Genomic DNA, 20,032 nt, shown 5'->3' with positions numbered 1-20,032 from the left:
CATGTTTATGTGAAGTAAAACGAACATAACAATCTTAACAAAGAATAAAAAAAGTTCGCACTGGTGAATCGCGCCAGCAAAATACGGATTCGCCTGAAATGCATTTCTTTCCCCCCCAACATCCCGGTAAACTGTGCTTCAGATAAGAGAAGGAAATGACGAATGCGCATTCATATTTTAGGAATCTGTGGCACGTTTATGGGGGGGCTGGCGATGCTGGCACGTTCCCTCGGTCATGAGGTAACGGGGTCGGATGCGAACGTCTATCCGCCAATGAGTACCCTGCTGGAAAACCAGGGAATTGAGTTAATTCAAGGATATGATGCCAGCCAGCTGGATCCGCAGCCTGACCTGGTGATCATCGGTAACGCAATGACGCGCGGAAACCCGTGCGTGGAAGCGGTGCTGGAAAATAATATCCCTTACATGTCCGGTCCCCAGTGGCTGCACGATTTCGTGCTGCGCGATCGCTGGGTGCTGGCGGTTGCCGGAACGCACGGAAAAACCACCACTGCCGGCATGGCGACCTGGATCCTCGAAGCCTGCGGCTACAAGCCGGGCTTTGTTATCGGCGGCGTTCCGGGCAACTTCGATGTTTCCGCGCGCCTCGGCGACAGCCCGTTCTTCGTGATTGAAGCCGATGAATACGACTGCGCTTTCTTCGATAAACGTTCCAAATTTGTTCATTACTGCCCGCGCACGTTGATTCTCAATAACCTTGAATTCGACCACGCGGACATCTTTGACGATCTAAAAGCTATCCAGAAGCAATTTCATCATCTGGTGCGTATTGTGCCGGGTAAAGGCAAGATTATCCTGCCGGAGAACGACATCAATCTGAAGCAGACGATGGCGATGGGCTGCTGGAGCGAGCAGGAGCTGGTTGGCGAACAGGGGCACTGGCAGGCGAAAAAGCTCACCACCGATGCTTCCTCCTGGGAAGTGTGGCTGGACGGCGAGAAAGTCGGCGAAGTGAAGTGGGCGCTGGTCGGCGAGCATAATATGCATAACGGCCTGATGGCCATCGCCGCCGCCCGGCATGTCGGCGTGCTGCCCGCCGATGCGGCCAACGCGCTGGGCAGCTTTATCAACGCCCGCCGCCGTCTGGAGCTGCGCGGCGAAGCCAACGGCGTGACCGTATACGATGATTTCGCCCACCACCCGACGGCGATTCTGGCGACCCTGCAGGCGCTACGCGGCAAAGTTGGCGGTACCGCGCGTATTCTTGCCGTGCTTGAACCCCGTTCTAACACCATGAAAATGGGCATTTGCAAAGACGACCTGGCGCCGTCTCTCGGTCGCGCGGACGAGGTCTTCCTGCTGCAGCCGCAGCATATTCCGTGGCAGGTTGCTGAAGTGGCTGACGCTTGCGTACAGCCTGCGCACTGGAGCGCCGATGTCGATGCGCTGGTGGATATGATTGTTAAAACCGCCCATCCTGGCGACCACATTCTGGTGATGAGCAACGGTGGATTTGGCGGCATTCATCAGAAGCTGCTCGATAAGCTGGCGAAAAAAGCCGAGGCGGCCGAGTAGGCTATTCTCCTCGTTTATCCGCCCTCCGCGTGAGGGCGGATAGTTTTTGTAGCCAGGAGGGTTCATGTTGAATTCAGAAAGAGTGACCTCTACCGATTCCTCGCATTTTCCCCCGCTTGACGCACTGTACGGCAGGGCCTTTCCGTGGCACGAGCAGCGTGAAGCCGAGGCTAAGCAGCAGGCGCTTGATAATCCGCATTATGAACTGGAAGCCTGGTTCGATGATGGCCAGTTTATTGGCCTGAGCGGCTGCTGGCGGTTTGCTGACTATCGCTACGTTGAACATCTGGCCATCGACGATACCTTGCGATCGCGCGGCTACGGCAAGCGGCTGTTAGCTGAAATACTTCAGCGCGCGCCGCTGACCGTTCTGGAAATCGATCCGCTGACCAGCGAAGTTGCCCATAAGCGCCTGCGCTTTTATGAAACCATGGGATTTTGCGCGAATCCCTGGGCGCATCGCCATCCGACCTATCATCAGGGCATCGCCGATCATGAACTGATCGTGTTGAGCTATCCGCAGCCGATTAATGAGGCGCAGTACCAGCGCTTTGCGCAGGATTTGCGTTTGGTGGTCATGGAGCAGGCTGGCGCGGTCAAGGTTTTGTAGCCCGGACAAGGCGCGTCAAGCGCCGCCTCCGGGAGGCAGCCCGCAATGCCACCTCCGCTTTTTTCCCCGGCTCGCGCTGCGCTTAGCCGGGCTACGGGTTTACCGTCGTCTGCGGGACGGTAGCCCGGACAAGGCGCGTCAAGCGCCGCCTCCGGGAAGCAGCGCGCAATGTCATCTCCGCTTTTTTCCCCGGCTCGCGCTGCGCTTAGCCGGGCTACGGGTTCAGCGCTGTCTGCGGGCCGGTAGTCCGGACAAGGCGCGTCAAGCGCCGCCTCCGGGAAGCAGCGCGCAATGTCATCTCCGCTTTTTTCCCGTCTCGCGCTGCGCTTAGCCGGGCTACGGGTTCAGCGCTGTCTGCGGGCCGGTAGTCCGGACAAGGCGCGTCAAGCGCCGCCTCCGGGAAGCAGCGCGCAATGTCATCTCCGCTTTTCTCCCGGCTCGCGCTGTGCTTAGCCGGGCTACGGGTTTACCGCCGTCTGCGGTCCGGTAGCCCGGACAAGGCGCGTCAAGCGCCGCCTCCGGGAAGCAGCGCGCAATGTCATCTCCGCTTTTTTCCCGGCTCGCGCTGTGCTTAGCCGGGCTACGGGTTTACCGTCGTCTGCGGGCCGGTAGCCCGGGTCAGGCGTTACGCCGCAACCCGGGATGGGTTCAAAGCTTACGCTACTCCTTCGCGATAGGCGTTTCGTTTTCCGCCACTTTGGTATCGCCCTGAATGGCCGCGATTTTCTTCTCCACGTCGGCAACCTGCTCGCTGCTGTGCAGCAGCGTATAGGTCAGATCAAACTGGGTGCTTGCCCCGGGCTGAAGCTGCTTAACGCGTTTTTGCTCGCGCTCGATGGTTACCGGATAGGCGTAGCTGGTACCCGGCTCAATACCGGTCACGTAACCCTGTTTCTCGGTATCGGTGTTTTTCCACAGCGTCAGCACCGGCAGCTGGCGGGTATCAAACTGAATCGATGCCCCTTTGTCGCCGGCTTTGTTGACCACGGCGGCCAGCGTTTGATGATTTTCGTCCGCCAGCGGCTGCATGTTAAACACCATTTCATCGAAATCTTTGGTTGGACCGGCGTAGGTTTGCCAGGTTTTTAAGCCGGCTTTGGCGTAGTCATTGAACGGGCTGATGCTGGCGATCGGCGCCATAAAGCGGGCCCCCTCTTCGAGGATCGGCTTGCCAAAGTTGCTGTGATAGATAATCTGATAGTCATGCGGATAGTCAGCATGGTTGGTTAAGACATCGTGCAGGCTGAAGCTGTTGCTGCCGGGTACATAGCGCAGCTCGGTCATGGTCTGCAGATCCGCTTTCTTAAACGTGCTCTCCTTCACCAGCCCGCGAACGCGAATTTCATACGGCGCGGTGTCCGCGACCTCCACTTCCACCTGTGAAGCCGGCGTGTTGCCGACTTTACCGTGCAGGGTATAAATCTGCCCGTCTGCGGTTACCGGGTGGCCGGTCCATTCATAGCCGCAGCGCACCATCATTTCATTGAAGCCTTCCAGCCAGCCCAGCCCGTTGCGGCTTTCGAGGTTAATAAAGGCCGGGTTGACCACCTCTTTTACCGGTGAGTCCCAGCCCATCCGTGAACCAAAACCTTCGATTTTCAGCAGATTCATGCCGCGAGTCGGGCTCAGGGTAATCGTCAGGCCGTCTTTGCTGTGGATCACGAGGATTTTGCTGCCTTCCTGTTTCCCGCCGTGAAGGACTTTTTGCTCAATGCTGAAGTTATGATCTTTTATCTTCAGCTGGTCGCTGGTTATCTGCCAGTTTCCTTTATCCATACCGCTTTCAGCGCTTGTCAGCACCCATGTTTTCGCGACTACAGGCCCAGAAACAAGCATAGCGATTGCTGTTAAAGCTAATGTTTTTTTCATTTTTTAACCCTTTTGCTGAATCGATTGTGTTGCTGATGCAGGGAATTTAGTTGTAAGTGGATTATGAAAATGTGAAGTGTCTCACCTGGTGAGAAAACGGCCGTTTTTATATTTTTAAATGAGATTTAAATCGCTTTTTTTAAGTAATTATAAAAGTTGTTGCTAAAAAAATGTGAATCAAGATGATTTTAGCTTTAACGATTCAGCTATTACTGGCTACGGCTATGATGAAGCCTTTAGAAACGACAGGGCCGCCGGGCTTTGGTGGCCCAGGCGGCCCTGGTTGAAGCGGCTTTACCGTGTAAAAAAACGCAGCGGGGAGATTATCAAGCGCCGTAGAACGCTTTGGTATAGAGCCCTTTGACATCCTGAACGGACGGATAGTTAGGATTCGTTAATGTGCAGGGATCGTCAACGGCATGGTGACTCATTCTGTCGAGGACGTTCACAAAGGTGATTTCATTGATTTCAACTTCGCCGCACTGGCTTAGCGTTTTCGGCACGCCCAGACGTTGATTCAGCGCGTTGATCGCTTCAATCAGGTTTTTGATGCCTAACGCCGCTTCCAGCTGACGATATTTTTTGGTGAACTTCGCATTATATTGAATGATATAAGGCAGCATAATCGCGTTTGCCAGACCGTGGGTAATACCAAACTCGCCGCCAATCTTATGCGCCATTGAATGAACTAACCCCAGCGAGGCGTTGGTGAAGGCGATTCCCGCCAGCGCAGAAGCATTGTGCATATGCATGCGGGCGTTTAAATCATCAGGTGAGCGCCAGGCGATTTCCAGATACGTAAACACCAGCCGAATCGCTTCTACCGCATAGGGGTCAGTAAACGAGTTGGCCGCGGTGGACACATAGGCTTCAATGGCGTGGGTCAGAACGTCCATTCCGGTATGAACGGTAACGTGCGGCGGCATTTTTGCCGGAATGGTGGGGTCGAGAATGGCGATATCCGGTACCAGATCGGCGGCAACAATCGGGTATTTGATATGATTTGCCGTGTCGGTGATCACCGAAAATGCGGTGATCTCAGAGGCGCTGCCGCTGGTGGAAGGGATCGCCACAAATCGGGCTTTATTGCGTAGCACCGGCATGGAACCGACCGGAAGAATATCCTCGAACTTCAACTGCGGATGCTCGTAGAAACACCACATTACTTTTGCGGCATCAAGCGCGGAGCCGCCGCCAATCGCCACTATCCAGTCCGGTTCAAAAGCCTGCATCGCTTTTGCGCCGCGCCAGACGGTTTTAATGGACGGATTGGGTTCGACATTATCGATAATAATGCACTCCATACCCGCTTTATTGAGTTCGCTGACGGCTTTATCCAGAAAGCCAAAACGCTTCATGGAACTTCCGCCTGTGACTAACGCGGCTTTTTTGCCGCTCAGCGTGGAAAGATGTTCTAAAGCATTTTCGCCATAAATAATACTGCGAGGAATTGAGAAGGCCTGGGTCATAGGAAACTCCATTTAATATTAAGGATTTTTTTAGTGTGCATTCGTCATTTACGATTCAGCGACACGTGCAGAGTAAAAAAATCGAATTAATGCTCCAGATATTGCCTAAGCAATATCTGGAGGGAGTTGACCGTCATACTTCGAGCGGCTGGTGCGTTGACTGCAACTTGAATTATTTGGGGTATTAGCGGCGTTTAAATCGTACCGTCCCAGGAGTCGACTTTTTCGCGTTTCGCTTCCTCTTCATCAAACCAGCGCGAGGTCACGCATTTTGATTCGGTGTAGAAACGGACGCCGTCTTTGCCCAGGCAGTGCAGGTCGCCGAAGAAGGACTGCTTATGGCCTGAGAACGGGAATACGCCGACCGGCACCGGAATACCGACGTTGATACCGACCATGCCGCCGTGGGTGCGTTTCTGGAATTCGCGGGCGTAGTAGCCGCTTTGGGTGAAAATAACCGAGCCGTTGGCAAACGGGTTATTGTTCATAAGTTGCAGACCTTCTTCGAAGGTTTTGACCCGCTTAAAGCACAGCACCGGCCCGAAAATTTCCTGCGTGCCGACGCTCATCTCTTCGGTTACGCGATCCAGGATGGTTGGCCCGACGTAGAAGCCATTTTCCTGGCCCGGCACCTGAATAGCGCGACCGTCGAGCACCAGCTTTGCCCCCTCCTCAATGCCTTTATTAATCCAGTTGATGACCGATTGCTTATGATCTTTAGAAATCACCGGACCCATATCGGTATCGCGCAGATAGCCGGGGCCGATTTTCAGCTGTTTGGCTTTCTCGACGACGGCGGCAATCAGCTTATCAGCGATCTCTTCCTGCACCACGACAACCGGCAGCGCCATGCAGCGTTCGCCCGCGCAGCCAAACGCGGCGTTGATAATCCCCGCTGCGGTACGGTTAATTGGCGCATCGGCCAGCACCAGGGCATGGTTTTTCGCTTCGCACAGTGCCTGAACGCGCTTGCCGTGAGCGGCGGCTTTGGAGTAAACGTGCAGACCCACGGAGGTTGAGCCGACGAAGGAGACGCCGTTGACGTCCGGGTGGGTCAGCAAGATATCGGCTTCATTGCGTGAGCAGGTCACGACGTTAATCACCCCATCCGGCACCCCTGCTTCCTGATAGAGTTTGGTGATTTCCATACAGGTCATCGGCGTCATACTGGCCGCTTTAATCACCATGGTATTACCGGAGGCGACGCATAATGGCGCCATCCATCCCATCGGGATCATTGCCGGGAAGTTAAACGGCACAATACCGGCGAACACGCCAATTGGCTCACGATAAAGGTTGGTGTCGATCCCGGCAGAGGCGTCCATCAGGTTTTCACCGGCCATGAGAGTGGGAATCGAGCAGGCAAGCTCGGTACCTTCTTTCGCTTTTAATACATCGCCCTGGGCGTCGCCCCAGGCTTTACCGTTTTCTTTTGCCACCAGCTCGGTTAAGCGGTCCTGATGCTGGATTAATAATTCGCGAACGCGGAACATAATTTGCGAGCGTTTAATGGCCGGCGTATCTGACCACGCCGGAAAGGCTTTGCGCGCCGCGGCAACGGCATCCAGCACTTCTTGCTCGGTGCAGCAGGGGGCCTGAGCCATGACTTCCCCGGTACTTGGGTTATAGACGTCCATATAGCGTTCGGTCTGCGATACGCGCCATTGACCATCAACGAAATATTTCAGCCTTGGTACAGTAGTCATATTTTTCTCCATGATGATAGCTGTCGACTCTCTAAAATCTGGCTCCGGTCGGCGGCAAATAACCGACCGCCGGGTTAGCCCCTCTCGTGAAAAGTGAATTCCTGCTTCTTGCCGGACGATGGCCTCCGCTGGGCGATTCACCTGCGGCGGTGCGGATGATTTTGTCGACTTTCTGCTGAGGAAAGCCTGCAGACGCCAGGTTTTAATGAACAGAACTCACTGGCCAAAAATACGCGCACGCACCGTTTCGGTTCTTGTACTTTAATGAAATTTATTTTTCATTATTATAATGTATGAAATAACAAAACCGTTTTGAGAGGTGGATCAAAGATAAGCAAATTGCTGATAAAGTCAGCGCCCTAAAGGCAGGGTTATATTGTTTTATTTAATAAAGTTAACAGGTTGTGTTGATGGCATTGGCGTTGATGGCGAGGGGAGATTGCCAGCCGGATTGCAATGGAACGGCTTTCTTGTGAAATAAAAGTTAAATATAAGCGCGAAATCGAATGAAAATGAAAAATTAAAACCGATTTAAATGCAGGGAAAATTCGAATTGACCATTGTCCATGGCATTGCGTTCGAGGGAGTGGGTCGCCCGGATCGGGCAACAGCCGTAATCCGGGGGAGTCATACAGAATTAGCCTTCGCTTTCGGCCAGTTCGCGCAGGTACTGGAAGATAAGACGCGCGGACTTCGGCGGCTTGTTGCCTTCTTTCTCTTTTTTGGCGTTGCGGATCAACGAACGCAGCTGCTGACGATCGGCATCTGGCCACAGGTTCAGCACTTCAGCCACGGCATCATCACCATTATCAATCAGACGATCGCGGATCTGCTCAAGCTTATGGAACAGCGCAACCTGCTGGTTGTGGCGGTTCTTCAGCTTGTCCAGCGCCTGACGAATCGGCTCGACGTCGCGGCTGCGCAGCATTTTACCAATCAGCTGCATCTGGCGGCGGCGGCCTTCTTTCTTGATACGCTGGGCGAGTTCAATCGCGTCGCGCAGGTCGGTATCCAGCGGGATTTTATCGAGCGCGTTTTTACCCAGCTCGACCATTTCCGCGCCAAGACGCTTCAGTTCTTCGGCGTCACGCTTAATTTCACTTTTACTGACCCAGATAATTTCATCGTCTTCATCTTCGACGTCATCACCAGGGACGTCGTCGAGCCAGTCTTCGGGCTGCTTTGTCATCTCAGGCTCCTTAAAAAAGAGACTAATGTTACCAGTTAAGGCGCGCACTGAAAAACGGTTCTCTGTTAGACTTCAGTTAACTCCTTCTTACATTATGGCATTAGCGATGAAAGTCATCTCTCAAGTTGCACAACAGCGTAAGACGCTGGAAGAGGCCGTGACCACGGCGCTGGAACTGGCGGCAGGCAAATCCGACGGCGCGGAAGTCTCCGTCAGTAAAACTACCGGTATCGGCGTGAGCACCCGCTACGGCGAAGTGGAGAACGTAGAATTCAACAGCGATGGTGCTCTCGGCATCACCGTTTATCACCAGAATCGCAAAGGCAGCGCGTCTTCGACCGATCTCAGCCCGCAGGCTATTGCCCGCACGGTGCAGGCGGCGCTGGATATCGCCCGATATACCTCGCCGGACCCGTGCGCGGGCGTGGCGGATAAAGAACTGCTGGCTTTTGAAGCCCCGGATCTTGAACTGTTCCATCCGGCGGAAGTTTCCCCGGATGAAGCCATTGAGCTGGCCTCCCGCGCTGAACAGGCGGCGCTAAAAGCCGATAAACGCATCAGCAATACCGAAGGCGGCAGCTTTAACAGCCACTACGGCATTAAAGTGTTCGGCAACAGCCACGGCATGCTGCAGAGCTACTGCTCTACCCGCCACTCGCTCTCCAGCTGCGTGATTGCCGAAGAGAATGGCGATATGGAGCGCGATTACGCTTACACCATCGGACGGGCGATAGACGACCTGCAATCGCCGGAGTGGGTTGGCGAAGAGTGCGCCCGCCGCACCCTGTCGCGCCTGGCCCCGCGTAAGCTATCGACGATGAAAGCGCCGGTGATTTTCGCCAACGAAGTCGCTACCGGTCTGTTTGGCCATCTGGTCGGGGCGATCGCCGGCGGTTCGGTTTACCGTAAATCCACCTTCCTGCTTGATGCGCTGGGTAGCCAGATCCTGCCGGACTGGCTGACCATTGAAGAGCATCCGCACCTGCTGAAAGGTCTGGCTTCGACGCCGTTTGATAGTGAAGGCGTCCGTACGGAACGCCGGGATATCATTAAAGACGGCGTACTGACCCAGTGGCTGTTGACCAACTACTCGGCGCGCAAGCTGGGATTGAAGAGCACTGGCCACGCGGGCGGTATTCATAACTGGCGTATTAACGGCCGCGGCCTGAGTTTTGCAAAGTTGCTTAAAGAGATGGGGACCGGTCTTGTCGTCACGGAACTGATGGGGCAGGGTGTAAGCGGCGTCACCGGCGACTACTCACGCGGCGCATCCGGCTTCTGGGTAGAAAACGGCGAAATTCAGTATCCGGTCAGTGAGATAACCATTGCAGGAAATCTGAAAGATATGTGGCGTAATATCGTGACCATCGGCGACGATATCGAAACGCGCAGCAACATTCAGTGCGGTTCCGTACTGCTGCCGGAGATGAAGATCGCCGGGCAATAACACTTGTGTGCTTAATAATAAAAAAGGAAGTGAGCAATGCGTAAAAAACTGTTAGCGATGCTGGCCGTATCGGCTTTTGCGCTTGGTTCGGCATCGGCTTTCGCCGATCTGGGCGAAGACATGGATACCCTTGCTGAGAACCTGCAAGTGGTGCAGAAAACTTCAGATGCCGGCGAGCTGAAAGCGGCGCTGAATAAGATGCGCACAGCGGCGGCTGACGCTCAGAAAGAGACGCCGCCGAAGCTGGAAGGTAAAACGGCGGACAGCGCGGAAATGAAAGACTATCGTCACGGTTTCGATGTGCTGATCGGCCAGATTGACGGCGCGCTGAAGCTGGCTGATGAAGGCAAAGTCAAAGAAGCCCAGGCCGCAGCGGAAGAGTTTAAAACCACCCGCAATACATACCATAAGAAGTACCGTTAATTTCTCTTTGTGGGGAGGCGTCAGCCGATGCCTCCCACATTCTGTTAATTCAAAACTCCATCGCCGTCACATTTTTCGCTTTTCCTGCATGCCAGTTTTCGCCACCGTGACACCGAGGATCTTGTGATGTTCATCACGAGAATTGGTTGAGGCGAATACATTCACAATAACTATGTGAAATAGATCACGCCTGCCTTCTTCCTTTCCACTTCGAAGTGGAAAACAACTCGCTACAAACTCTTTGCCCCCGGCATTAGTGTTATCCCCAGAGACATCAACGGGGTAATTCAAGTGAATAACGGAGCGGTAACACACGTCCCAGAGGAGCAGGCCACGCTAACCGAACAGCTGGCCGACAAGATGCTGCAGCAGGTTTTCGCACTATTAAGCCGCCGCAACATCGTCCCCAACGACGTTCAGGAGCAAATGCTGACTTCCCACGTTCGGGCGATGGCCCATCGGTCAATCAGCGGCGAGCCGCTGCCGGAAGTGGATGCCAGCCTGTTCGAAGAGATCTCAGAAGATTCAATGATGCTGGCCCGCGAAGTGGTCGCGCAGTTCGGCAATCTGCCAGATGAAGAAGCCTGGCTGCTGTCCGTCCACTTCGAAGTCGCGAAAGATAACCTGTAAGGAGCACACAAATGGAACAAATCACCGTTGTTATTGGCGATCGCCTGGGTAAAGGACAAAAAGTTGCCGCAGGTGCGGAAAAAGCCGGCGCTCGCGCCGTGGTCGTGCCGGGCGTTGCCGCGGATATGAAGCTGGGCGACATGATGAAGGCGGAAAACGCCACCTTCGGTATCTCTTTCTGCGGCAGCGGCGGCGCAGGGGCGATCACCGCGCAGAATAAGCACGGCTACAAGGCGAAATATGGCATGCGTTCCGTTGATGAAGGCGTCACCGCGATCAACGAAGGCTACAACGTACTGGGCTTCGGCTTTATGGATAAAGAAGAGCTGGGTGAGCGCCTGGTTGAGGCCTGGAAGAAGAAGTACGGCGCGTGAGCATGAAAGAGCAATTCACCACCACGGTGAGCGTTACCGGCAAAGGCGAGAGCAAAACGCGCGCTTTTGCCGATGCCCTGAACCATGTCCAGGCGGCGGTGATGAAAACGTCGCCGCACATCTTACTGCGTATTGAACCACAGGACGTGGAGGTTGTTCATGCGCGTGAAGCGGTACGGAAAGAGGCCTTTTTATTCTTCTTTCTGCGCCGTGAGCGACGAACCTACAGCGTGGAGCTGAAGGTCACCGTCACCGTGACCGCCATTAATCTCGATAAAGTGGATTTCGTCACGCAAACCTGATTTTCACCAAAGGGTCAGACTATGTTCCTGATAATTTTAATAAAATCGCTCATCATCGGCGGCCTGGTTGGCGTCGGCGTAGGCGCCGGAGCGGCACGCATGTTTCATGCGCCCACCACGCAGGGGATGGGGGCGTTTCGTACCTTGGGCGAGCTGAATTCATGTGAAGGCGATCCGGCTTCCCACTTCTCATTTGGCCTGGGCTTCTTCTTCAACGCCTGGGCCTCTTCCGTCGCGGCAGGCTCCTTCACTCAGGACGTTGACCACCGCATTATCCCCAACTGGGGGGCGGCAGCGCTGATGATTAAAAACCGCAACGTCGGCGAGACGCTGCACGATCCGAAAAAGATGGCCATCGCCTGCGGCATTATCGGCATGATCGTGGTCGCTTTCCTCAACCTCACCGCCTCTTCTGTACCGGAAGCGCTGCAGGTGACGGCGGTTAAAGTGCTGGTTCCGGCGGCAAACCTGCTGGTGAATACGGTGATGCCGGTCATCTTCTGGCTGGCGGCGATTGATGCCGGTAAAAAATCAGGCTTCTGGGCGACGATTTTTGGCGGCGCGGCGCAGCTGATTATGGGCAACGCCGTTCCGGGCCTGGTGCTGGGCATCCTGATCGGGAAAGGCGTTGAAGAGAGCGGCTGGCACCGCGTCACCAAGGTGATGATGGTGGCGATCGTCGCGCTGTTCGTTCTGAGCGGCTTCTTCCGCGGTTTCGACATGAAGATGATTGAATCCTTCCATCTGACCGTGCCGAACTGGCTGGAACTGATCCACAACTCGCTCAGCGGTAAATAACAGGAGCCTCTCATGGAACAAAATAAAGGTTTTTGGTATGCCGACTGGTCGTTCCCGATCTTTGTTGGCCTGCTCTCCGCCGGCGTCTTTGCCGGGACGCATATGTACTACCTCTACGGCATCGGCGCGTTTAACGAAGTCGCCTTCGTGGCGATGCTGAAAGCGGGAATTGATACCGGGGCCTACGGCGCGGTAGCGGCGTTCGGCGCCAGCTTCCTGTTCGCGCGTATTATCGAAGGCTCGCTGGTGGGGATTCTGGATATCGGCGGGGCGATTCAGACCGGCGTCGGCTTAGGCGTTCCGGCGCTGCTGCTCGGCGCGGGCTTTGTTTTCCCGGTCGCCAACTTTGCCGCCTCGCTGGTCACCGGCCTGGTGCTGGGCCTCGCGATTGGCTACATCATCATCCTGGCGCGTAAATTCACCATCAACCAGAGCGATTCCACCTACGGTGCGGACGTCATGATGGGGGCCGGTAACGCCTCAGGCCGTTTCCTCGGACCGTTGATTATCCTCAGCGCCATGACCGCTTCTATTCCTATCGGCATCGGTTCCCTGGCGGGCGCGCTGCTGTTCTACATCTGGCAGAAGCCTATCACCGGCGGCGCGATCCTTGGCGCCATGCTTCTTGGGTCAATCTTCCCGGTGGCGATTAGTTAAGTCCTGCGGGCGCCTCGGCGCCCGCGTTAACAGGAGAGAGACATGTTTGATTTACTCCTGCGCCGTGCGCGCCTCGTCGACGATACCCTGACCGATATCGCCATCCGGGACGGTAAAATCGCGGCGCTTGGCGAGATTAGCGCGCCTGCGCGCAAAACCCTTGAGCTGGACGGTCGCTATTACGTCAGCGCAGGCTGGATTGACTCTCACGTTCACTGCTATCCGAACTCGCCGATTTACCATGATGAGCCGGACAGCGTGGGGGTTGCTACCGGCGTGACCACCGTGATTGACGCGGGCAGCACCGGCGCGGACGATGTGGATGATTTCTACCAGCTGACCCGCAAAGCCGCGACCGAAGTTTACGCCCTGCTTAACATCTCCCGCGTCGGGCTGATTGCCCAGAATGAACTGGCAAATATGGCGAATATCGACGCGGAGGCGGTGAAGCAGGCGGTCAACCGCTACCCGAACTTTATCGTCGGCCTGAAGGCGCGGATGAGCAGCAGCGTGGTGGGGGAAAACGGCATTACGCCGCTGGCGCGCGCAAAGGCGATTCAGCAGGAAAACGGCGGCCTGCCGCTGATGGTGCATATCGGCAACAATCCGCCCGACCTGGATGAGATCGCCGACCTGCTGACCTCCGGCGACATCATTACCCACTGCTACAACGGTAAACCCAATCGTATCCTGACGCCGTCCGGCGAGCTGAAAAGCTCGATTTCTCGCGCGCTACAGCGCGGCGTGCGCCTTGATATCGGCCACGGCACCGCCAGCTTCAGCTTCGAGGTGGCGCGGCGGGCGATTGCTATGGGCATTCTGCCGCACACCATCAGCTCCGATATTTACTGCCGCAACCGTATCGACGGCCCGGTGCGATCGCTGGCGCTGGTGATGTCGAAATTCCTCGCCATTGGCATGTCGCTGCCGCAGGTCATTGACTGCGTGACCGCCAACGCCGCTGAAGGCCTGCGTCTTAGCCACAAAGGGCGGCTGGAAGTGGGTTACGACGCCGACCTGACGCTGTTTACCCTCGCGCAGACGCCAACGGTGCTGGTGGATGCGGAAAAAGAGAGCCTTCAGACCGACAAGATTCTGCTGCCGCTTGCCGCCGTTCGCGCGGGCAAGGGCTATCTGACCGAACAAGGGAGCGCGGAAAATGCCTTCGATTTTTGAGAAATATGATTTAAAACAGGTGATTAATACCTCCGGTCGTATGACCATTCTCGGCGTCTCCACGCCGCGGCCGGAAGTGGTGGATGCCGCGATGGCGGGGATGAACCAGTACTTCGAGATGAAAGATCTGGTCAATAAAACCGGCGCGTATATTGCGAAGCTGCTGGACGTGGAAGGGGCGACCGTCGTCTCCTGCGCCTCGGCGGGCATCGCCCAGTCGGTGGCGGCGGTGCTGGTAAAAGACAGCGACTGGCTGCTGGAAAACCTGCACGTGACGCCGATTGAAAACAACGAAATCGTGCTGCCTAAGGGTCATAACGTCAATTTTGGCGCGCCGGTGGGCACCATGGTGGCGCTGGGCGGCGGCAGGCTGGTGGAAGCGGGCTACGCCAATGAATGTTCCGCCGGGCAGCTGGCGGCGGCCATTACCCCGCGCACCGCGGCCATTCTGTATATCAAATCCCACCACTGCGTGCAGAAAAGCATGCTCAACGTGGCGCAGGCGGCAGCGGTGGCGCAGAGCCATAATCTGCCGCTGATTGTCGACGCGGCGGCGGAGGAAGACCTCCAGGCCTACTATCGCGCCGGCGCGGATCTGGTGATTTATAGCGGCGCGAAGGCGATCGAAGGGCCGACCAGTGGGCTGGTGATTGGCAAAACCCAATACGTTGAGTGGGTTAAACGTCAGTCGAACGGCATTGGCCGGGCGATGAAGGTGGGCAAAGAGGGGATCCTCGGCCTGACCTGCGCGATTGAGCACTATCTGACGGCGCGCAAAGAGAGCGGTGAAGAGATGGTGGCGAAGATGACGCCGTTTATTCAGCAGCTCAATACGCTCGATGGCGTCACCGCGCGCGTGGTCTGGGACAGCGCCGGCCGCGATATCGCGCGGGCGGAGATCAAGTTTGATGAAGCGGTGACCGGCGTCGATACCGGCGATCTGGTCAATGCGCTGAAGCAGGGCGAATACGCCATCTACTTCCGTGGCTATAAAGCAAATGAAGGCATTATTGAAGCCGATGTCCGCAGCGTGAACGCGCAGCAGCTGGAGATTGTCTCCCGTCGCATCGCAGAAGTTTTGAACAAGGAGAAAAACGCATGAAACTGACCCCTAATTTTTATCGTGACCGCGTCTGCCTGAACGTGCTGGCGGGGAGCAAAGAGAACGCCAGCGAGATTTATGAGGCGGCGGAAGGTCATGTACTGGTGGGCGTGCTCTCCAAAAATTACCCGGACGTCGCCAGCGCGGTTGCCGATATGCGTGAATACGCGCAGCGGATTGATAACGCGCTCTCCGTGGGACTGGGCGCGGGCGACCCGAACCAGTCGGCGATGGTCAGCGTAATTTCGCGTCAGGTGCAGCCGCAGCACGTCAACCAGGTATTTACCGGCGTGGCGACCAGCCGCGCGCTGCTGGGGCAGAACGAAACCGTGGTTAACGGCCTGGTGTCGCCAACCGGTACGCCGGGAATGGTGAAGATCTCCACCGGCCCGCTCAGCAGCGGCGCACCGGACGGCATCGTACCGCTGGAAACCGCGATTGCGCTGCTGAAAGATATGGGCGGCAGTTCGATTAAATATTTCCCGATGGGCGGGCTGAAGCATCGCGACGAGTTTATTGCGGTGGCCGAGGCCTGCGCCCGTCATGATTTCTGGCTGGAGCCCACCGGCGGGATCGATCTGGAAAACTACGGCGAGATCCTGCAGATCGCGCTGGACGCAGGAGTAAGTAAAATTATCCCGCATATCTACAGTTCGATTATTGATAAAGCCAGCGGTCACACCCGCCCGGCGGACGTGCGTCAGCTGCTTTCGATCACCAAACAGTTAGTAAAATAGCGCCGATTGCCCCTTCCCCGGCCTCTCCCCAACGGGGAGAGGGTTAGGGCGAAGGGAAACCGCCACCGAACCATCAAGGAGTCACCATGCCAACCGCTCGTCACCTGCTTGTTGCTTCACTCTCTCTGCTCGCCGCCGGCGCCGCAGCGCAAACCCAGTACGCCTGGGTCGGCACCTACAACCCCAATGGCGAAGGGCTGTATCGCTTTACCGTCGATAGCCAGACCGGGGCGCTGCGCGATAAAACGCTGGTCGGGACGCTGCCTGACCTGGCCCAGCTTACCGTCTCGGCGGATGGCAAAACCCTTTACGGCGCCAGCGAAGTGGAAAAGGGAGTGGTGCAGGCGTGGCGCATCGGCAGCAACGGTGAACTGAGCGAGCTGAATCAGGTCGCTTCCGGCGGCGCCGGGCCGGTTTATCTCTCCCTGACCCCCGATGGACGTCATCTGCTGGTGGCAAACTACGTCAGCGGTAGTATCGCCGTGCTGCCGGTGAAAGAAGATGGTAACCTGGGCGAGGCGGTGGATGTACGTCAGGATCAAGGGCCTGCGGGCGCGGAACGCCCGGCGGCAGCCGTCGAAGGCAGTTTTGCCATTAGCGATCATAACGGCCCCCACGCCCATATGATCGCCGCCGATCCCAGCGGTAAGTTCGTTTACTCCACCGACCTCGGGCTGGATCGGATCTATCAGTACCGGCTGGATAACGCCACCGGGAAGCTAACGCCGAACGATCCGCCGTTTATCGCGGCCTCATCTCCCGGCGCCGGACCGCGCCACTTTGTGTTTACGCCGCAGGGCGACGGACTATGGTTGATTAACGAAGAGGCGTCGACGCTCACTTTTTATCATCTCGATAAGCAAAGCGGCCTGCTGCGCGAGGGGAAAACGGTCTCGGCGCTGCCTGCAGAGTATAAGGGCACCAGCTTTGCTGCCGGCCTGGTCCTGAGCCGCGATGGCAAGCAGCTGTACGTCGCCAACCGACTGCATAACAGTATCGCCCACTTTACGGTGCTGGCTGACGGCAGCCTGAGCCACCAGGACGATATCTGGACCCGAGGCGACTATCCGCGCACGCTGACGCTGGACAGTCAGGGGCAGTGGCTGTACGTCATGAACCAGCGTAGCGACAACATCACCCGCTTTCGCGTCGCGCCGAAGGATGGCAGGCTGACGTTCTCTCCGGACTACACTCCGGTTGGCAGCCCGTCGCAGATGGTGATATCCGCTCAACCCTGAGCCGTAAGAAAAAGGAACTGACATGCGATTTCCCCATCAACGTTTAGCGCAGCTGTTTACTCTGTTGCAAAACGAAACGCTGCCGCAGGAGGAGCTGGCGCAGCGGCTGTCGGTTTCTACTCGCACGGTACGCGCGGATATCACCGCGCTGAACGCGCTGCTGCTGCACTACGGCGCGCAGTTTATCCTCACCCGCGGCAGCGGCTATCAGCTGGTGATTCACGATCCGACGCGCTATCAGACGCTGGAAGAGAGCGCGCCGAAAGCGCAGCACATCCCGCGAACCGCGGCGGATCGCATCCACTTTTTGCTGGTGCGCTTTTTAACTTCCGCGTTTTCTATCAAGCTGGAGGATCTGGCCGATGCGTGGTTCGTCAGCCGCGCCACCTTACAGGGCGATATGGTTGACGTACGCGAGCGTTTTCAACGTTATCAGCTCACCCTCGAGACCCGGCCGCGCCACGGCATGAAGCTGTTCGGCAGCGAGGTCTCCATTCGCGCCTGCCTGACCGATCTGCTGTGGGAGCTGAGCCAGCCGGGGCCGCTGAACCCGCTTATTGGCGAAGAGGCGTTTGACGCCAGCGTACCGACGCTGCTGGCCGGCGTGCTGCAGGAGACGTTAACCCGCCATCACGTGCGGCTGACGGACGCGGGGGAGCGCTTTATCTGCCTGTACGGCGCGGTTGCCGTGCGCCGCGTGAGCGAAGGGTATCCGCTGGCCGATTTTAGCGCCGAGGATGTGGCGCAAAACGTACGCGACGCCGCACGCGAGCTGGCAAACACGATGCAGCAGCTGGCGGGCAAACTGCTTGCTCCGGCGGAAGAAGAGTGGCTGTGCGTCCACCTTGCCGCCCGCCAGGTGCAGGACGTCGATCCGGGTACCATCAGCGCCGACGACGATGAAGCGCTGGTGAACTACATCCTGCGCTATATCAATCAGCAATATAATTACAATCTGCTGGACGATGCCCAGCTGCATGCGGATTTACTGACCCATATTAAGACCATGATCACCCGCGTGCGCTACCAGATAATGATCCCCAACCCGCTTCTGGAAAATATCAAACAGCATTACCCCATGGCGTGGGACATGACCCTGGCGGCGGTATCGAGCTGGGGGAAATATACTCCCTACGCCATCAGCGAAAACGAGATCGGCTTTCTGGTGCTGCATATCGGCGTCGGGCTGGAGCGCCATTACAATATCGGCTATCAGCGTCAGCCGCAGGTGCTGCTGGTCTGCGATACCAGCAACGCGATGGTGCGGATGATTGAAGCCATTCTTCAGCGTAAGTATCCGCAGCTGGAAATTGCCGCCACCCTTTCGCAACGCGAATATGAACAGCGGGAAGAGATCGCGGAAGATTTTGTCATTTCCACCGTGCGCATCAGCGAGAAAGAGAAGCCGGTGGTCACCATTGCGCCGTTTCCTACCGACTACCAGCTCGACCAAATTGGCAAGCTGGTGCTGGTGGACCGCACGCGTCCCTGGATGCTGAATAAGTATTTTGATGAGGCCCACTTCCAGGTGATAGATACCCCGATGGATCAGCAGGCGCTGTTTGCCACGCTGTGCCAGCAGCTGCAGCAGGAGGGGTTTGTCGGAGCGGAGTTTCATGGGTCGGTGGTGGAGCGTGAGGCTATCGTCAGCACCATGCTCGGCGACGGGATCGCGCTGCCTCACGCCCTCGGCCTGCTGGCGAAAAAGACCGTGGTCTATACGGTCATCGCCCCGCACGGTATCGCCTGGGGCGATGAAACCGCGCATATCATCTTCCTGCTCGCCATCAGTAAAAGCGAGTATGAAGAGGCGATGGCGATCTACGATATTTTCGTCACCTTCCTGCGCGAACGGGCAATGGCCCGCCTTGCCGCCACCCGCAGTTTTGCTGAGTTTAAAGCGGTGGCCATGGAGTGCGTCAGCCGGTTTTGAGATGCGCAGCCAGAGTTCGAGCCGCGCGCGCTTCGGGATACCGACGGGTATATCAGGTTCGGGATGAGGTGGTGAGGGTTTATGTTATTGCTGTGGGAAAACGAGAGAAATTAGCCGTCTATCGGAACGTCCATAAACGGCTGTAGCGGGAGGCTATCTCAGGTGATGTACAACCTGGTTGCTGCTGCCGCGCCAGATCAGCGCCGGGTCTTTTAAGTCCTGCACAAATTTGCCATCAACCAGCACGTTGATGAGATCCACCACCTGCATCTGCGCGGCGTTAAGTTCGTCCAGCTTGTAGCCGGTCCACACCCAGATATCTTTGCCGGGGCACTCGGCGCGAACGCGCTGCACCAGCTTAAGGATCTCCGGGACGTTCTGCGGGTGCAGCGGGTCGCCGCCGGAAAGCGTGATCCCCTGGCGCTTAACGCGGGTATCGTTGAGGTCAGCAATAATGCGGTCGGCTATCTCGGCGGTGAACGGCATGCCGGAGTTTAGCCGCCAGGTGCTCTTGTTATAGCAGCCGGGGCACTCGTGAACGCAGCCGGAAACGAACAGGGTGCAGCGAGTGCCCGGACCGTTAACGATATCTACCGGGTAGTACTGATGGTAATTCATTTTTCGCTTCTCAATTAACGCCATAGCCGCGTTGGCTGCGCTCGCTCACCCCAGTCACGTACTTAATGTACGCTCCCGGGGATTCCCTCGTTTGCCGCCTTGCTCTGACGCGAATTGCTTTGCGAAAACGGAGGGGCTTTGCATTTGTAAAGGGAACGGCTCCCGGCGTCGCTGCGCTCGGCCGGGCTACGAAGAGCCGCATACGCGGTTGTAGCCCG

The 20,032-nt window shown here is 56.7% G+C and carries 19 protein-coding genes and 1 pseudogene; 15 read left to right on the top strand and 5 right to left on the bottom strand.

Features of this window, described 5'->3' with window-relative positions:
* Positions 1 to 162 precede the first annotated feature (162 nt).
* Positions 163 to 1,536: a UDP-N-acetylmuramate:L-alanyl-gamma-D-glutamyl-meso-diaminopimelate ligase gene (gene mpl, locus JLG71_RS25005; RefSeq protein ID WP_004098056.1), complete on the top strand. Its 1,374-nt coding sequence runs from the start codon at positions 163 to 165 to the stop codon at positions 1,534 to 1,536.
* 64 nt (positions 1,537 to 1,600) lie between these two features.
* Positions 1,601 to 2,146: a GNAT family N-acetyltransferase gene (locus JLG71_RS25000; RefSeq protein WP_064405972.1), complete on the top strand. Its 546-nt coding sequence runs from the start codon at positions 1,601 to 1,603 to the stop codon at positions 2,144 to 2,146.
* Positions 2,147 to 2,806: 660 nt separating this feature from the next.
* On the opposite strand, the gene JLG71_RS24995 is transcribed toward JLG71_RS25000, so the two are convergent.
* The 4 genes from JLG71_RS24995 to yjgA form a co-directional block, all read right to left on the bottom strand.
* Positions 2,807 to 4,015: an aldose 1-epimerase family protein gene (locus JLG71_RS24995; protein WP_025107443.1), complete on the bottom strand. Its 1,209-nt coding sequence runs from the start codon at positions 4,013 to 4,015 to the stop codon at positions 2,807 to 2,809.
* A 326-nt stretch (positions 4,016 to 4,341) separates the two neighbouring features.
* The gene (locus JLG71_RS24990; RefSeq protein ID WP_116279978.1) at positions 4,342 to 5,484 is read right to left on the bottom strand and encodes an iron-containing alcohol dehydrogenase; all 1,143 of its coding nucleotides are present in this window, start codon (positions 5,482 to 5,484) and stop codon (positions 4,342 to 4,344) included.
* A 194-nt stretch (positions 5,485 to 5,678) separates the two neighbouring features.
* Complete coding sequence (locus JLG71_RS24985) at positions 5,679 to 7,190, bottom strand: CoA-acylating methylmalonate-semialdehyde dehydrogenase (protein ID WP_004098061.1); 1,512 nt, start codon at positions 7,188 to 7,190, stop codon at positions 5,679 to 5,681.
* 637 nt (positions 7,191 to 7,827) lie between these two features.
* Positions 7,828 to 8,379: a ribosome biogenesis factor YjgA gene (yjgA, locus tag JLG71_RS24980; RefSeq protein ID WP_004098062.1), complete on the bottom strand. Its 552-nt coding sequence runs from the start codon at positions 8,377 to 8,379 to the stop codon at positions 7,828 to 7,830.
* 94 nt (positions 8,380 to 8,473) lie between these two features.
* On the opposite strand from yjgA, the gene pmbA reads away from it, so the two are divergent.
* The 13 genes and pseudogenes from pmbA to JLG71_RS28510 all read left to right on the top strand — a co-directional run.
* Positions 8,474 to 9,826 (top strand): metalloprotease PmbA, encoded by a 1,353-nt coding sequence (gene pmbA, locus JLG71_RS24975; protein ID WP_064358221.1) that lies wholly within the window; start codon positions 8,474 to 8,476, stop codon positions 9,824 to 9,826.
* A gap of 36 nt (positions 9,827 to 9,862) precedes the next feature.
* Positions 9,863 to 10,249, top strand: a complete 387-nt coding sequence (gene cybC / locus JLG71_RS24970) for a cytochrome b562 (protein WP_064358220.1) — start codon at positions 9,863 to 9,865, stop codon at positions 10,247 to 10,249.
* Between the two features lie 291 nt (positions 10,250 to 10,540).
* Positions 10,541 to 10,879, top strand: coding sequence for a PRD domain-containing protein (locus JLG71_RS24965; RefSeq protein WP_004098070.1), 339 nt, complete (start codon positions 10,541 to 10,543; stop codon positions 10,877 to 10,879).
* Between the two features lie 11 nt (positions 10,880 to 10,890).
* Positions 10,891 to 11,253 (top strand): SFCGS family glycine-rich protein, encoded by a 363-nt coding sequence (locus JLG71_RS24960; protein ID WP_004098072.1) that lies wholly within the window; start codon positions 10,891 to 10,893, stop codon positions 11,251 to 11,253.
* Between the two features lie 2 nt (positions 11,254 to 11,255).
* The gene (locus JLG71_RS24955) at positions 11,256 to 11,555 is read left to right on the top strand and encodes a DUF4312 family protein (RefSeq protein ID WP_004098073.1); all 300 of its coding nucleotides are present in this window, start codon (positions 11,256 to 11,258) and stop codon (positions 11,553 to 11,555) included.
* A gap of 21 nt (positions 11,556 to 11,576) precedes the next feature.
* On the top strand, positions 11,577 to 12,353 hold the full coding sequence (locus JLG71_RS24950; RefSeq protein ID WP_004098075.1) for a DUF4311 domain-containing protein: 777 nt from the start codon (positions 11,577 to 11,579) through the stop codon (positions 12,351 to 12,353).
* A gap of 12 nt (positions 12,354 to 12,365) precedes the next feature.
* Positions 12,366 to 13,010, top strand: coding sequence for a DUF4310 family protein (locus tag JLG71_RS24945; RefSeq protein ID WP_004098076.1), 645 nt, complete (start codon positions 12,366 to 12,368; stop codon positions 13,008 to 13,010).
* A 42-nt stretch (positions 13,011 to 13,052) separates the two neighbouring features.
* Positions 13,053 to 14,186 (top strand): amidohydrolase/deacetylase family metallohydrolase, encoded by a 1,134-nt coding sequence (locus JLG71_RS24940; protein ID WP_032695165.1) that lies wholly within the window; start codon positions 13,053 to 13,055, stop codon positions 14,184 to 14,186.
* Positions 14,170 to 15,288 carry a DgaE family pyridoxal phosphate-dependent ammonia lyase gene (locus JLG71_RS24935; protein ID WP_014227652.1) on the top strand — a complete coding sequence of 373 codons (1,119 nt, stop codon included), beginning with the start codon at positions 14,170 to 14,172 and terminating at the stop codon, positions 15,286 to 15,288. Before JLG71_RS24940 ends, JLG71_RS24935 begins: the two co-directional genes overlap by 17 nt.
* Positions 15,285 to 16,025: a 2-dehydro-3-deoxy-phosphogluconate aldolase gene (gene dagF / locus JLG71_RS24930; RefSeq protein WP_064377794.1), complete on the top strand. Its 741-nt coding sequence runs from the start codon at positions 15,285 to 15,287 to the stop codon at positions 16,023 to 16,025. The genes JLG71_RS24935 and dagF overlap by 4 nt, the downstream gene beginning before the upstream one ends.
* 86 nt (positions 16,026 to 16,111) lie before the next feature.
* Positions 16,112 to 17,263, top strand: a complete 1,152-nt coding sequence (locus JLG71_RS24925; protein ID WP_046878187.1) for a lactonase family protein — start codon at positions 16,112 to 16,114, stop codon at positions 17,261 to 17,263.
* Positions 17,264 to 17,285: 22 nt separating this feature from the next.
* The gene (locus JLG71_RS24920; protein WP_116279977.1) at positions 17,286 to 19,196 is read left to right on the top strand and encodes a BglG family transcription antiterminator; all 1,911 of its coding nucleotides are present in this window, start codon (positions 17,286 to 17,288) and stop codon (positions 19,194 to 19,196) included.
* Between the two features lie 26 nt (positions 19,197 to 19,222).
* Positions 19,223 to 19,342 (top strand): annotated as a pseudogene (locus tag JLG71_RS28510) (type II toxin-antitoxin system mRNA interferase toxin, RelE/StbE family); the annotation flags it as partial.
* A 7-nt stretch (positions 19,343 to 19,349) separates the two neighbouring features.
* Here JLG71_RS28510 and nrdG read toward each other — a convergent pair.
* A complete protein-coding gene (nrdG, locus tag JLG71_RS24915) occupies positions 19,350 to 19,814 on the bottom strand; it encodes an anaerobic ribonucleoside-triphosphate reductase-activating protein (protein ID WP_032718943.1) in 465 nt (154 codons plus the stop codon).
* Between the last annotated feature and the right edge of the window lie 218 nt (positions 19,815 to 20,032).

The sequence above is a fragment of the Klebsiella michiganensis genome (genome assembly GCF_015139575.1).
Taxonomy (GTDB): domain Bacteria; phylum Pseudomonadota; class Gammaproteobacteria; order Enterobacterales; family Enterobacteriaceae; genus Klebsiella; species Klebsiella michiganensis.
Note: the sequence above shows the minus strand (reverse complement) of the source record. Positions and strands in the feature narration are given on the sequence as shown.

Coding starts and splice junctions, on each gene's coding strand:
- JLG71_RS25000 (WP_064405972.1), top strand. CDS start 1,601: ATGTTGAATTCAGAAAGAGTGACCTCTACCGATTCCTCGCATTTTCCC.
- pmbA (WP_064358221.1), top strand. CDS start 8,474: ATGGCATTAGCGATGAAAGTCATCTCTCAAGTTGCACAACAGCGTAAG.
- yjgA (WP_004098062.1), bottom strand. CDS start 8,379: ATGACAAAGCAGCCCGAAGACTGGCTCGACGACGTCCCTGGTGATGAC.
- JLG71_RS24960 (WP_004098072.1), top strand. CDS start 10,891: ATGGAACAAATCACCGTTGTTATTGGCGATCGCCTGGGTAAAGGACAA.
- JLG71_RS24985 (WP_004098061.1), bottom strand. CDS start 7,190: ATGACTACTGTACCAAGGCTGAAATATTTCGTTGATGGTCAATGGCGC.
- JLG71_RS24940 (WP_032695165.1), top strand. CDS start 13,053: ATGTTTGATTTACTCCTGCGCCGTGCGCGCCTCGTCGACGATACCCTG.
- cybC (WP_064358220.1), top strand. CDS start 9,863: ATGCGTAAAAAACTGTTAGCGATGCTGGCCGTATCGGCTTTTGCGCTT.
- JLG71_RS24945 (WP_004098076.1), top strand. CDS start 12,366: ATGGAACAAAATAAAGGTTTTTGGTATGCCGACTGGTCGTTCCCGATC.
- JLG71_RS24990 (WP_116279978.1), bottom strand. CDS start 5,484: ATGACCCAGGCCTTCTCAATTCCTCGCAGTATTATTTATGGCGAAAAT.
- JLG71_RS24925 (WP_046878187.1), top strand. CDS start 16,112: ATGCCAACCGCTCGTCACCTGCTTGTTGCTTCACTCTCTCTGCTCGCC.
- JLG71_RS24955 (WP_004098073.1), top strand. CDS start 11,256: ATGAAAGAGCAATTCACCACCACGGTGAGCGTTACCGGCAAAGGCGAG.
- mpl (WP_004098056.1), top strand. CDS start 163: ATGCGCATTCATATTTTAGGAATCTGTGGCACGTTTATGGGGGGGCTG.
- JLG71_RS24935 (WP_014227652.1), top strand. CDS start 14,170: ATGCCTTCGATTTTTGAGAAATATGATTTAAAACAGGTGATTAATACC.
- dagF (WP_064377794.1), top strand. CDS start 15,285: ATGAAACTGACCCCTAATTTTTATCGTGACCGCGTCTGCCTGAACGTG.
- nrdG (WP_032718943.1), bottom strand. CDS start 19,814: ATGAATTACCATCAGTACTACCCGGTAGATATCGTTAACGGTCCGGGC.
- JLG71_RS24920 (WP_116279977.1), top strand. CDS start 17,286: ATGCGATTTCCCCATCAACGTTTAGCGCAGCTGTTTACTCTGTTGCAA.
- JLG71_RS24995 (WP_025107443.1), bottom strand. CDS start 4,015: ATGAAAAAAACATTAGCTTTAACAGCAATCGCTATGCTTGTTTCTGGG.
- JLG71_RS24950 (WP_004098075.1), top strand. CDS start 11,577: ATGTTCCTGATAATTTTAATAAAATCGCTCATCATCGGCGGCCTGGTT.